This window comes from Bacillus sp. FSL K6-3459, assembly GCF_038003305.1.
Classification (GTDB): Bacteria; Bacillota; Bacilli; order Bacillales; family Bacillaceae; genus Bacillus; species Bacillus pumilus_O.
The window spans coordinates 1,292,022-1,304,961 of sequence record NZ_JBBOOW010000001.1 but is presented as its reverse complement, the minus strand read 5'-3'; the positions used below and the strand labels follow the sequence as shown (position 1 = coordinate 1,304,961).

At 40.7% G+C, this 12,940-nt stretch carries 13 protein-coding genes and 2 riboswitches; of the genes, 3 read left to right on the top strand and 10 right to left on the bottom strand.

All coding sequences use genetic code 11. From position 1 onward, the window contains the following. Position 1 precedes the first annotated feature (1 nt). Positions 2 to 457, bottom strand: a complete 456-nt coding sequence (locus MHI35_RS06445) for a MarR family winged helix-turn-helix transcriptional regulator (protein ID WP_003211701.1) — start codon at positions 455 to 457, stop codon at positions 2 to 4. A 203-nt stretch (positions 458 to 660) separates the two neighbouring features. Here MHI35_RS06445 and MHI35_RS06440 point away from each other — a divergent pair, with 203 nt between their 5' ends. Then, positions 661 to 2,166 (top strand): ATP-binding protein, encoded by a 1,506-nt coding sequence (locus MHI35_RS06440; protein WP_211063053.1) that lies wholly within the window; start codon positions 661 to 663, stop codon positions 2,164 to 2,166. Between the two features lie 47 nt (positions 2,167 to 2,213). On the opposite strand, the gene MHI35_RS06435 is transcribed toward MHI35_RS06440, so the two are convergent. From MHI35_RS06435 to MHI35_RS06410, 6 genes are all read right to left on the bottom strand, one after another. Further along, positions 2,214 to 2,456, bottom strand: coding sequence for an aspartyl-phosphate phosphatase Spo0E family protein (locus tag MHI35_RS06435; protein ID WP_144468509.1), 243 nt, complete (start codon positions 2,454 to 2,456; stop codon positions 2,214 to 2,216). A gap of 301 nt (positions 2,457 to 2,757) precedes the next feature. Further along, positions 2,758 to 3,288, bottom strand: a complete 531-nt coding sequence (locus tag MHI35_RS06430) for a 1,2-dihydroxy-3-keto-5-methylthiopentene dioxygenase (RefSeq protein WP_335349234.1) — start codon at positions 3,286 to 3,288, stop codon at positions 2,758 to 2,760. A 16-nt stretch (positions 3,289 to 3,304) separates the two neighbouring features. Then, a complete protein-coding gene (locus MHI35_RS06425) occupies positions 3,305 to 3,943 on the bottom strand; it encodes a methylthioribulose 1-phosphate dehydratase (protein ID WP_211063055.1) in 639 nt (212 codons plus the stop codon). Continuing rightward, positions 3,907 to 4,602: a 2-hydroxy-3-keto-5-methylthiopentenyl-1-phosphate phosphatase gene (locus tag MHI35_RS06420; protein ID WP_211063056.1), complete on the bottom strand. Its 696-nt coding sequence runs from the start codon at positions 4,600 to 4,602 to the stop codon at positions 3,907 to 3,909. Before MHI35_RS06420 ends, MHI35_RS06425 begins: the two co-directional genes overlap by 37 nt. Beyond that, positions 4,603 to 5,823 (bottom strand): 2,3-diketo-5-methylthiopentyl-1-phosphate enolase, encoded by a 1,221-nt coding sequence (mtnW, locus tag MHI35_RS06415; RefSeq protein WP_335349233.1) that lies wholly within the window; start codon positions 5,821 to 5,823, stop codon positions 4,603 to 4,605. It abuts the gene before it with no gap. Positions 5,824 to 5,925: 102 nt separating this feature from the next. Next, positions 5,926 to 6,027: riboswitch (SAM riboswitch) on the bottom strand. A 44-nt stretch (positions 6,028 to 6,071) separates the two neighbouring features. Continuing rightward, positions 6,072 to 7,262: a pyridoxal phosphate-dependent aminotransferase gene (locus tag MHI35_RS06410; protein WP_335349232.1), complete on the bottom strand. Its 1,191-nt coding sequence runs from the start codon at positions 7,260 to 7,262 to the stop codon at positions 6,072 to 6,074. Between the two features lie 165 nt (positions 7,263 to 7,427). Next, positions 7,428 to 7,586: riboswitch (SAM riboswitch) on the top strand. Positions 7,587 to 7,665: 79 nt separating this feature from the next. Between MHI35_RS06410 and mtnK the strand changes: the two genes are divergently transcribed. Then, positions 7,666 to 8,859, top strand: a complete 1,194-nt coding sequence (mtnK, locus tag MHI35_RS06405; protein ID WP_211063058.1) for an S-methyl-5-thioribose kinase — start codon at positions 7,666 to 7,668, stop codon at positions 8,857 to 8,859. A 6-nt stretch (positions 8,860 to 8,865) separates the two neighbouring features. Further along, entirely contained in the window at positions 8,866 to 9,927 is a 1,062-nt protein-coding gene (gene mtnA / locus MHI35_RS06400) for an S-methyl-5-thioribose-1-phosphate isomerase (RefSeq protein WP_335349231.1), read from the top strand. Between the two features lie 25 nt (positions 9,928 to 9,952). Here mtnA and MHI35_RS06395 read toward each other — a convergent pair whose 3' ends face one another. The 3 genes from MHI35_RS06395 to MHI35_RS06385 form a co-directional block, all read right to left on the bottom strand. Then, positions 9,953 to 10,087 carry a hypothetical protein gene (locus tag MHI35_RS06395; RefSeq protein ID WP_257474522.1) on the bottom strand — a complete coding sequence of 45 codons (135 nt, stop codon included), beginning with the start codon at positions 10,085 to 10,087 and terminating at the stop codon, positions 9,953 to 9,955. A 91-nt stretch (positions 10,088 to 10,178) separates the two neighbouring features. Next, positions 10,179 to 10,670, bottom strand: coding sequence for a methylated-DNA--[protein]-cysteine S-methyltransferase (locus MHI35_RS06390; protein ID WP_335349230.1), 492 nt, complete (start codon positions 10,668 to 10,670; stop codon positions 10,179 to 10,181). Between the two features lies 1 nt (position 10,671). Continuing rightward, the gene (locus MHI35_RS06385; protein WP_144522868.1) at positions 10,672 to 12,867 is read right to left on the bottom strand and encodes a PAS domain-containing sensor histidine kinase; all 2,196 of its coding nucleotides are present in this window, start codon (positions 12,865 to 12,867) and stop codon (positions 10,672 to 10,674) included. Positions 12,868 to 12,940 lie beyond the last annotated feature (73 nt).

Below are 12,940 nucleotides of genomic sequence, written 5' to 3'. Positions count from 1 at the left end.
TTTATTCTTTATGATCATATAAATGTTTTGCACGCAGTCCCACATGTTTAAGCATGTCAATGCAGGCATCCTTCTCTTCTTCGCTCAGGACACTGATCATCTCATGAATTTCTTTCGCATGATCTGGGAAGATATCATCAAGCAAAGCTCGTCCCTGCTCGGTAATATGCGCAAATGTGACCCTGCGGTCTTCTGCACAGGCCTTACGACTGAGGAGTTCTTTCTTCTCCAATTTATCGACCACATACGTGATGCTGCCGCTTGCAAGTAAAATCTTATCACCGATTTGCTGAAGTGGCTGATCCCCTTTATGATACAGTAATTCTAATACTGCAAATTCAGTCGGATTCAGTCCGTGCTTCACAATATGTTTGTTCATGTGATGATTAATTGAGCGATAGGCACGTGATAATACAATAAATAATTTCAAAGATTTTTCAACATTATGATTTTCCATTTTTTATCATCCTTTATGAAATACAACCCACTAATGTGACATTAATAAACAATAAGTAAAATGTCAACATCTTGATCTATCTTAGCATGAAAATGAGACCAGAACGAATCACCTAATTTTTTAAAAATCACACAAGTCATCGTAATAAAGATAGGTTCAATGCTATAATAAGTCTATTAGGTAATACGTTGGAGCGATGAATGATGAGTATACTGAAAGGGTTTTGGAAGAAGATCAGGCTGTACCTTATTTTGGTCATGATTCCAACCCTAATCATTAGTTATTTTATCTACGAAAAAGAAACGGAAAAAATCGACTTAAAAAACAAACAAACTGCTACACTTATGTTAAATATTCACAAAAACCAAATGAATTATTTAATTAGTGAAACAGAAGCAAGATTAACTTCACTTGCCATGGGATTTGACCAGCCTCTCGAGACGAAAAAAGTACAAAACATCCTAGAGAAAATCTATAAACAAGAACCTCGTTTTTCAGGTCTGTATCTCCTAGACAAAAAAGGAAATGTAACAGTTAGCACCACACCATTAAAGGAAAAAATCAACCTATCATTCAGAGATTACTTTAAGCGCATTCAAGTGACCAAGCAGACGGTGATCACAGATAACTATGTGAGCCGAATTACAAAACAGCGGATTCTTTCCATTTGTGTGCCTGTGCTAGATGAAAACGAAGAAGTCACCAATGTGCTAGTCGCCGCCATTCAAATTGATTATTTAAGAAATATTATGAACGTATTGAACCCTGACCTTCATTTTAAGATGCTAAATCAAAATGGACATGTTGTGTTTACAAGTGGTCCGCAACCAGCATCAGAAAATGGCAGCACTGTGTCTACATATTTAGATGAAAACAGCTGGAAGCTGGAGGTCTATCCGCAGCTCGCTTCTACAGGTGAAGTGCTATCTGTTATGCTGATCCCTTTATCCAGTGCTTTTATTTTATTAAATATTTTATTCACACTTGTTCAATATATCATTTTAAGGCGGCAAACCCAGCAGGAGCGTCACCAAAATGAAGCGCAAAAGCTTGAATTAATCGGAACCCTCGCAGCAAGTACGGCACATGAAATTCGCAACCCCTTAACAGGGATTAGTGGATTTATACAGCTTTTGCAAAAAAAGTATCACTCTGAAGAAGATCAGCTCTATTTTTCTGTCATTGAAGAAGAAATTAAACGAATTAACCAAATCGTCAGTGAGTTTCTTGTATTAGGGAAACCAACAGCAGAAAAATGGCAGAATAACTCCGTAAAAGAAATTGTAAGTGAGATCATGCCGATCGTTTTCTCTGAGGCGAATCTTTATAATGTTGAGGTTGATTTGCAAATTAATACGATTCAAGATGTTGGGGTCTATTGCACAAAGGATCACATTAAACAAGTCGTATTAAATGTAGCGAAGAACTCGTTAGAAGCGATGCCAAATGGCGGTCATTTGAAGATTTTGATTGAGGCTGAAAAAGAACATGTCATTATTAAAGTGAAAGATACAGGCGAGGGCATACAAGAAGAAATGTTAAAACATATCTTCCTCCCTTTTATTACGTCGAAGGAAAAAGGGACAGGTCTTGGGCTTGTTGTGTGTAAACGAATCATTTCCATGTATGGCGGAACAATTGATATCGAGAGCGAAGTGAATAAAGGAACAACTGTCATGATCATGCTTCCTTCTGCTCACTCAGCATAGCTGAAACATTCAGCCGGTTTTGCTTAGGCAAGACCGGTTTTTCTATGTCAATAAGAGGGACGGTTCACAGATAGCAGACTCATTTGAGAGACAAAATCATGAAAGGAGGGGGCAGATTGTTTCTCATGAAAAAGGAGATACTGATACTCATTCATCAGGTTGTCCAGTTCTTGACTATATTTAATTGTCGTCTCACCAGTGTAGCCCTCTGCTTGAGCAGCTTCTACCATCTGTTTTCTCTTCTCGTCAATTGACATTAGCAAATGCTCTTTTCTTACATAACTATTCATGATCTCAGCTCCCGCAATAAATTCGACTGTCTATGCTCAAATTGATCCGACACCAAAATTATACTTTATTTGTAAATTAAATTAAATATGCTTATTTTATTTAATTTTTTACAGCCTAAAGACCTCTTACCCACTCTTATTTGGGGGTAAACTTCAAATTTGGACAGGACTGACACATGGATTAAACAGAATTTTATCCTATGCTAAAGATCAAAATCAACTATTTTCTTTCTCGTTTTATACCTATTTTCCTAAAAAAAAGCTGATCTTCCGCCTCATGCGGAATGATCAGCTCTTGTCATTAAACCGTTTCTTCCTCGTAAATTGGCACCCAGCCCTCAGTTGTGACAAATATGCGAACTGCGACCACTTTTCGATCCTCTTGCAGTGTAAAGTAGTGACGAATATGTGGCGGAACAGAAATTAAATCTCCTGGATTCAGTCTTACATCAAAAAAGACGCCATCCTTCCCTTGAATGGCAAAGATTCCATGACCGCTTACAATAAAGCGTACTTCGTCATCTGTATGGTGATGCTCACGCTGAAAATTTTGGAGCAGGTCATCTAAATTTGGTGTGGCGTCAGATAATGAAATCACATCCTGTGATTTGTACCCTCGTTTTTCAGATATACTCTCGATTTCCTCTTTGAAAACAGTCAAAATCTCTTCTTTTTCCTCGTCTGTTAGATCATACTTTTCTGTTAATCGGCTTGGTAGCTTTGCAATATCCCAATGTTCATAAATGACCCCTTGGTTTTCTAAATAGACTGCCACTTCTTGCTCGCTTTCAAGTAATGTGTTCTCTTCATTATGAATCAAAATCGTCGCCATGTGCTTTTCCTCCTTTTTATGTGACAAGCTGCTTTTGATAAAGCGTTAATTTTAAGTGATAACTAAACAAAAATTCATATGCCTCTAATACTCGTTTTGCTTCAGAAGCTGTTTTTCCCCAAACTGTGATGCCGTGATTTCGAATGAGCACAGCACCTGATTCCGACTCTTCAGTGAGATGCTTTGCAAATTGTGTTGCAAGATGCGGAATATGGGCTGGATTTTCAATAATCGGTAACGACACTTCTGCATCCTCTTCCCAATAACCAAGCGCTTTGATGATTTCGTTTCCTTTGAAACGAATCTCGCCTTTATCCCCATACAGCTCAGAGATCACATTATTATCGATTGTATGGACATGAAGACAGCAACCTGCATTCGTCCGCTCATACACATATGTGTGAAGTTGTGTTTCAGCTGATGGTCTAAGCGGTACGTCAGGATCAACAGGGTTACCTGCTGCATTTACTAAAACAAAGTCTTCATCTGTTTCTTTTCGTTTATCTTTGCCGCTTGCCGTCACCAAAAACGTGAGTGGATCATCCGACACCTTAATCGATAAATTGCCGCTTGTTCCGTAAAACCAGTCTCTTTGTGCCAGTTCACGTTTGACATCTGCTAGCTCCTGCCAGCGCTTGTTCTTTGCATCTGCCATTCCTTCACTTCCTTTATTTGATCAAATTGTGCTTTAAGATCAATAAATGTTTCATACTCCTCATGAACAATCCCGAGCTCTTTACATTCATTTAACAAGTAGTCACGCGCAAATGTGAGATCCGCATGCTTTGCCGCCTCCACATCGGTGACTGAATCTCCAATCATGATTATGAAGTCATTCTCATGGGTCAGCTCTCGAATGATTGATGGCTTGCAGCATCCGCAGCCATTTTGACATTGCGAATTGCAGGCATGTGGCCATTCAATCTGAATATGCTCTTCGTGAAATGAGGCATGATTGCAATAAATATCGTCTCTTTCCACAATGCCCTCGAGTATGGGATAAACAAAAAAGTCCATCCCGCCGCTTAGCACATAGAAGGGAATGTCAGTCTTTTTCACATGATCAACAAATTGCTTGAATCCTTCTCGAATCTCTGTATCTTCTAAAATAAACGATTGAATGGCTTCTTTTTGATCACTCTTCAGTAATTGAAACATCTGCCCGACGCCTTCTTGAATGGTGATCTCCTTTGTGAGAACATCGTCCTTCAACTTCGTCCATTCACTTGGAGCAAAGTGTTTCATGATGCGAATAATATTATCATTTTTCGTAATGGTTCCATCAAAATCACAACATACAATTGGTTTTTTCATTTATTCTACTACCCTTCCCCATCGTTCAAGTGCTGCTTTTAAGTCTTGGCAAGAATCTGTCTTCTCTTGGATCGACTCTCCATGTACAACTGCATCAATGATCGATCGAAATGCTTTCCCTCCGCCGATGGCTCCACGAGGATGTCCGTGAATTCCTCCACCAGCATTTATCACATGGTCGAGTCCAAAATCTTTCATCAAAACTGGAACCATTCCAGGATGAATACCTGCTGACGGGACTGGGAACGTTTTTTGAACCGAATCCTCTTTTACACAAGCTTCATAGATTCCAAAGGCATCTTTTTTCGGAAGTGCGACTGACCCATACGGTGAGGGAAAAAGACTTAAATCAGCGCCAGCATACCGATTTAATTTACCTAAAAGAAGAGAATGGGAGAATCCATATTCAGGTGATGATGTCAAAGCGCCGCTTACTGCGGGATGTGCCATAATAGGCAATCGAATATCTGGATCTTCAGCTAAGCTTTGCATGACATCTAGCCCGTAGGCAAAGACATTGAATAAGAGTGCATCCGCTCCGAGTTCAGCTGCCTTTCTTGCTCGATCCCTCAGTTCAAAGGTTCTGCCTGTTAAATGAACAGCATATAGCGTTCGGTGCCCTGTCTCTTCATATGTTTCTTTTAATATCTTTTTTCCTTCTTTGATTCGTTCTTCAAAAGGGGCTAGCGGGCTCTCAAATAAAATTTCATCGTCTTTGATGAAGTCAACACCGCCTAATGCTTGTAAACGGAGCTGTTCTTTTAAATCTGCCATATCACGGCCAATGACACCTTTAAAAATACTCATCAACAAAGGGCGATCAAACACGCCTATTTTTTTTCGTATGCCATCAATTCCAAATACCGGTCCTGGCAGACTTTTTTTAAATCTATCCGAGAATTGAATGTCCACTAGCTTCACTTTTCCATCTAGTGAAAGCTTTCCAAAGATCGTCGTCAAAACGGCCGGTATATCTGCTGAAAAGTTAGCCTCAGGATAAGCAATGGTCACCTCAGATTGATATAAACCGTTCTCGGCTGGGGCAAATTTTTCTGTTACCTTTTCTACCCGGCCTTTATGCTTTTGAAGCTGCTCTTTTTTGAGCTGCGGTAAATCCGTCCATGATCCAACTGTTAAACCAAGCGCGATCTGCTCTGCTTTTCGGTTCACTTGTTCTTCCTCTCGATGTGTTAATACGTATGTTGCCAGTAATTCACTCACTAGGAATCCCCTTTCGATTGCGTCATGCATATGGTCAATAAAAAAACCTCTCCAAGTGCTTAATCAGCGCCTTAAAGAGGTTGTTTCGTGTCATTCATCCGAATCTTATCTCTCAGCGCTTGCTGCAAGAATTAGCACCGTGCTTCATGGAAGTCGGTTGCCGGGCTTCATTGGGCTAGTCCCTCTGCCTACTCTTGATAAGAATATTCAATTTTCTTAAATATTGTCTGAATTATCGCACCGTTTTTTCATGTTGTCAATGGCTTATTTTCAAACAAATTCAAGGCAGCAATTCGCTGAGCGGCTTCTTTTAACCGCTCCTCATTTGTTAAAAGCCCTACTCTCACGTATCCTTCACCGTAAGTACCAAACCCATTCCCCGGTGCCACAACCACATGTGCTTTCTCTAATAATACGCCAGCAAAAGATTCAGATGTATATCCTTCTGGCACCTTTAGCCAAGCAAAAAACGACCCCTTTGGTGCAGTGACTTCCCAGCCAATCTCCTTGCAGGCAGCAATCCACACATTTCGCCGTTTCTCATATCGATCATTCTGCACCTGTACGCACGTTTGATCGCTTAACAAAGCTTCCACTGCCGCATCTTGAGTGGCTTTGAACAGTGAAACAAACACGTGGTCCTGATAAAGCTCAATCGCTTCAATAACTGACGGATTCCCTGCTGCAAAACCGACTCTCCAGCCCGCCATATTATATGTTTTAGACAATGTGTATATTTCAATCCCCGTCTCTTTCGCTCCATCTGTTTGCAAAAAGCTGATCGGCTTTTCCCCATCAAACCCAATGCCGCCGTAGGCAAAATCATGGACAACACAGAGTTTGTGATCTTTTGCAAATGTCACGGTTTCTTCAAAAAATGATTGGCTTGCCGTAGCACCTGTCGGATTGTTGGGATAATTTAAATACATCAACTTTGCTTTTTTCTTAACATTCTCAGGCAACCGGTCAAAGTCAGGTAAAAAATCATTTTGTTCAAGAAGCGGCAGCGTCACCATCTGAGCTCCAGCAAGCACGGCACCTGACCAATAATCAGGATAACCTGGGTCTGGAACAAGGAGCGTATCACCCGGATTCAGCAAGCATTGCGGCAGCTCAACAAGTCCCGCTTTCCCGCCAAATAAAATCGCAATTTCCGTCATCGGATCAAGTGTGACCCCATATTCTCTTTCATAAAAGGCAGCGGCAGCTTTTTTTAATTTCGCTGTTCCACGGAATGACGAATATTGATGATTTTCAGGTTTTAATACCGCTTCCTGCATCGCTTTTACAATGTGTGCGGGAGTTGGCTGGTCAGGATTTCCCTGCCCTAAATTAATAATATCTGCGCCTTCCTGTACTTTTTTCTGCACCTTTTGCACAAGGGATGCAAAAAATTGTGTCGGTAATTGTTTCAATACATCTGACTGCTGGAATTCCATTTTTCTTCACCTTCTATTCAAGTTACGTAGCAATACAAACACTTTAATGTATTGTTTCAAGAATTGTAAAGCAATTTTGAAAAAGGATTGACATGTGAAGCGCAGCTCTGATAATATCTTGAATTAAGAAATGCAAACAGACTTGAAACAATTACATATTGATTTCTCTTATCGAGAGTTGGGCGAGGGATTTGGCCTTTTGACCCCAACAGCAACCGACCGTTAATACCACTGTGAAGTGGGGCGCAGCAAGTAAGCGCCAAGACAATTGTCTTATAGGGCACGGTGCTAATTCCATCAGACGTATGTGCTGAGAGATAAGAGAGGCTTTGAGCATACACGACATCAAGCCTCTTTCTCTCAGGAGAAAGAGGCTTTTTTATATGACTTGGAGGGGAAGCAATTGGTTACACTTACGGCATCATATGAAGAATTAACAGAAAGCTCGGCAGTTGCACTCGCAATTAGACTTGGCTTGATCCAAGAAAGCAGTCATTTGACATGTACGGAAATCGGTGACGGGAATTTAAATTACGTCTTTCATATTTTTGACCATAAACAAGAAAAAGGGTTGATCATCAAGCAGGCACTGCCCTACGCCAAAGTGGTCGGAGAGAGCTGGCCACTTACATTAGACCGTGCGAGAATCGAAAGTGCTGCCCTGATCAAGCAATCAGAATATACGCCGCACCTTGTACCAGCAGTCTATTATTCAGATACAGCTCTTGCTGTGACGGCAATGGAGGATCTATCACACCTCGAAATCGTCAGAAAAGGGCTAATTGCCGGAAAACAATATCCGCGTTTATCCGATCATGTCGGAGAATTTTTAGGGAAAACACTTTTCTACACTTCTGACTTTGCCACAAATCCTAAAATCAAAAAACAATTTGTGAAGCAATTTACGAATCCAGATCTTTGTGACATTACCGAAAAGCTTGTCTTCACAGATCCTTTCTTTGATAGCGGCACAAATGATTTCGAAGAAGAATTAAGAGAAGCTGCCGAAGCGCTTTGGGCAGATCTTGAAGTGCAAGCAAAAGCGGCTGAATTGAAGCGTATTTTCCTGACATCTGCCGAAACACTTGTTCATGGAGATCTTCATACAGGCAGTATTTTTGCAAGTGAGACGGAAACAAAGATCATTGATCCAGAATTCGCTTTTTATGGTCCCTTCGGATTCGATATCGGTCACTTTATCGCTAACCTGTTCCTAAACGCTTGGTCTCGTGAAAATGAACACGATCAGCAACACCTTTTTGACCATGTCATCAATGTATGGGCAACCTTCAAAGAAGTGTTTGCAAAAGCTTGGAAAGAAGACAGCATTGAAGCGTTTAGTGTATCTGACAGCTTTTTAGAAACAACCTTTGATCGTATTTTAAAAGAAGCGACAGGCTTTGCGGGCTGTGAGCTTGTCCGCCGAACGATTGGCCTTGCTCATGCCGCTGATCTAGATGCAATTCCATCACCATCTAAACGAATTCAGCAGAAAAAAGCAGCACTTACGCTCGGAAAAACATTCATCAAACAATATCATGCAGTGGAAACAGCGTCTGACCTCGTCGCATTATTCCAGCAAGCTGTAAAGGAGTGACGGGTTTTGTCTAAAGATTTTGAAGTCCCCCGTTCTGTCGAATGGGAAGAAAATCATATAAACATTTTGAATCAGCAAAAATTACCGGCAGAAACCGTGTTTGAGCATCTATATACAAAAGAAGACGTGTATGATGCCATTGTCACGTTAAAAGTGCGGGGAGCACCTGCCATTGGCATTACAGCAGCTTTCGGACTGGCACTCAGTGCCCAAGACATTGAGACAGAAGAAATTGATGTGTTTAAACAAGAAGTCATTCAGATAAAAGAATATTTAAACAGTGCTCGTCCAACCGCTGTGAATCTAGCCTGGGCATTAGAGCGATTGTTGCAGCGCATTGAGCGTGCAGCGTCGGTCAATGCAGCCAAAACAGACCTTGTCCATGAGGCCATTCAAATTCAAATTGAAGATGAAGAAACATGCAGACAAATCGGTCAAAATGCACTCCAGCTCTTTAAATCGGGTGATCGAATTATGACCATTTGTAATGCAGGCTCTATCGCCACGAGCCGGTACGGAACAGCCCTTGCTCCATTCTATTTAGCGAAAAAGAAAAATCTCGATCTTCACATTTATGCCTGTGAAACACGCCCTGTTCTCCAAGGGGCTAGGCTGACAACATGGGAGCTCATGCAAGGCGGCGTAGATGTGACGCTCATTACAGATAACATGGCAGCCCACACGATGAAGGAAAAGCAAATTTCTGCTGTCATTGTTGGAGCTGATCGTATTGCTCGTAATGGAGATGCAGCGAACAAGATCGGCACGTTAAGTCTTGCCATTTTAGCCAAGCATTTTCAAATTCCGTTTTTTATAGCTGCACCGCTTTCTACCTTTGATATCTCAACCAAAGACGGGACAGATATTCCAATTGAAGAGCGCGACCCGATGGAAGTAAAGGAATTAAACGGCGTCCAAATTGCACCACCTGATGTTCAGGTATTCAATCCCGCCTTTGATGTTACTCCTCACCATCTCATTTCAGGGATCATTACAGAGAAAGGAATTATTACGTCGAACTATACAGAAGAGATTGATGCTCTGTTTGCTGAAAGCATCTCACTCTGATCATAAAAAAAGCGCCGTGTCCTTCTTATTTAAGAGCACCGCGCTTTTTTATTTCATTTGTTTTTGCTAAGATTTCTTTTTTCTGTTCTTCTGTCAAAACGTTCATTTTGACACATAGTGATGTGATGGCATACATTTTATTCTTTTTGTCCCAAAACATTCCCTAGCGCCCTCCTTTTTCCCTCAACCAACTTTTTTAGCTTAATAAAAGGATATGTCGCTTGGAAAACTTTTGGAACAGGTCAATCGATTTATTTTTGAATAAATGGGATACCTTCTAATTCAAGCAGAACCGCTTTCATATCTGTCTTCGTTCCTGCATAGCCAATCAAAGAACGATCTTTTCCAATCACTCTGTGACACGGAATAAAAATAGGTATTGCATTGCGTCTGTTGGCTTGTCCAATCGCTCTCACAGCCTTTGGGTTACCAATCGCTTCTGCAATATCTCCATAACTTTTTGATTCACCATACGGAATAGCCGAAAGTGCTTCCCACACTTGCTCTTGAAACAAAGTTCCCTTTTGCTTGAGCGGTAGATCGAATACTTGGCGCTCCCCCTTGAAATATTGATCTAGCTGTTTTTTCGCTTCTTGTAATACAGACGTTTCTTCTTCTTTTAGATTGGATGCTTGCTTTTTTGCTAAAAACGGCTCATCATCAAACATCACTTCGATAATGGCAGCGTCTTTTTCTAGTATGTATAGTGCCCCAATTGGTGCGTGATAGACGGTATAATACACGTTAATGCTCTCCTTCTTGTTTCTTCTGTCTAAGTGGCAGCGTGAGATGGAAGACGGTTCCTACCCCTTCCTCACTTTCTACCTCAATGGTTCCTTGATGCTCTTCAATAATTTTATAACTAACCATTAAGCCAAGTCCAGTTCCTCTTTCTTTTGTCGTATAAAACGGTTCCCCTAGACGCTTCAGCTTGTCCTCTGCCATTCCACAGCCTTCATCCCGCAGTGAAATGACAATATGCTCTTCTCCCTTTCTCTGAATGCTCACATAGACATTTCCTTTTCTCGGCATGACTTCAATTGCATTTTTTAAAATGTTAATAAAGACTTGTTTTAATTGATTTTGTTCGCAATAAATGAGCGGTATCTCATCCATCACATTGAGATGCATTTGAACGTTGCCAAGGTTCGCTTGTGCGTGCAGCAGATCCATCGTGTCTTTCACAATTTGCACCACATTTTTTTCTTCATATACGATGGCTTGCGGCTTCGCTAAAATCAAAAATTCGGTAATGATTGATTCAATTCTTTTCAGCTCTGAAGTGATGACATTGAAATAGAGCGAATACTCCCCTTCTATATTTCCTTTTAGCAGCTGAATAAAGCCTTTTAATGCTGTCATCGGGTTTCTAATTTCATGCGCAATGCCAGCGGCAAGCTCTCCGACCACATGAAGGGTATCTGATTTTCTCACCCGCTCTTCTAATTCCTTCCGTTCTGTCACATCTCTAAAGATTGCCAAATTCATATTATGAATGATGTTGCGTTTAAAAGAGAATTCCAATATCCGCTGATCTGGGTGATTTAGCACGAACGGCACTTCATTGTCCATTTCATCTAATGACATCGCCTGGGCAGGCTGTGCCAAATGTTCAATTTGATAAGGCGCAAGGATATGAAATAGGTTCATTTCCGTTAAATGATCATCTTTCAACCCGAGCAGCTCGCTTGCAGGTGGATTGACTTCGATAATGCGGTATTGGTTATCGAATAGAACAATGCCGTCCATTGATCCATTAAATACTTTACGGAATTTGAGCTCACTTTCGCGCAGCTCCTCTTCCATCCTTTTGCGATCACTTACATTACGTAAAATGGTTAAGTGTTGTCCTTCTAATACCGCATGCTTTGATGTAAACTCGAGCTCTTTAAACTGACCATTTGCCATTCTGAATAAAAGCTCTTCCCTTATTTCATGATTCCGAATATATCTTCTTCTAGTCGGCCTATATCTCTGATCAGATTTCACGAGAAAGTCTGTGAGTTTTTTGCCAATCAGTGAATGCATAGGCAATTCAAAAATGCGGCAGGCTGATTCATTTGCTCTGACAATCTCTCCATCATCCGCCCATATGATGATTGCATCCATTGCATTTTCAAAAATTTCTCTAAAGCGTTCCTCACTTTTTAACAGCTTTTCTTCCATTAACCTTTTTTCTGTAATATCCCGCATGATGGACATATAAAAACCGCTCATCACATTTGATGTAATGGTGAGCTCGAATAATTTGTACTGACCAGATTGAAGGGTAACGGGAAGTTCTCCCTTGGCTTTTCCTGTCTCTTTAAGTGACGTTAAAAGGTGCTGCAAGGCTGGAAGATTTTCGTCTTCGACAAATTCATTTAAATAACGATCGGTTAAATCAGTCTTTTGCAGCTCAAAGCTCTGACAAAAAGAATGATTGGCGTCGATCATGCAGCCATCCTGATCAAAAATGACCATTCCGTCAATGGCTCGGTCAAACAAATCTTTAAACAGCTGCTCATTCATGGATCTTTCTCGTTCTAGTATTTTCTTTGAGGAAATATCTCGCATGACCACAATATATTGCTGATTCAAGACGTCATGCTCTGCAACAAATTCAATGTATTTAGTTTCGCCGTTTTCAAGCTGAATGGAAATTTCTCTTTTTAACGTTCCTTTTCGAAAAAATAAATCGAGGGAGCATTCAATTTTGTCTTTCGGGATGCCGTATAGGAAATCTAGAACGGATTTATTGAGGAGGTCTTCTTTCGATGTCTGTACAAGCCTACATGTCGCTTCGTTGGCTTGGATGATATTGAGGTGTTGATCAAATATGAAAATGGCATCTAACGTCTTATTTAACAGCATTTTTTGCTGCATCAACTCTGTTCGCAAATATTCGTTCTCTTTTTCTAATTTTCTGATATCTTCTGCGCCATCGAGCGTTTCAGTCATTCTCTTACACTCCTTTTCCAGCCTCATTCCTCTACAATATTTCTACAATATTTTCATTGTTCCTTCATTCGAC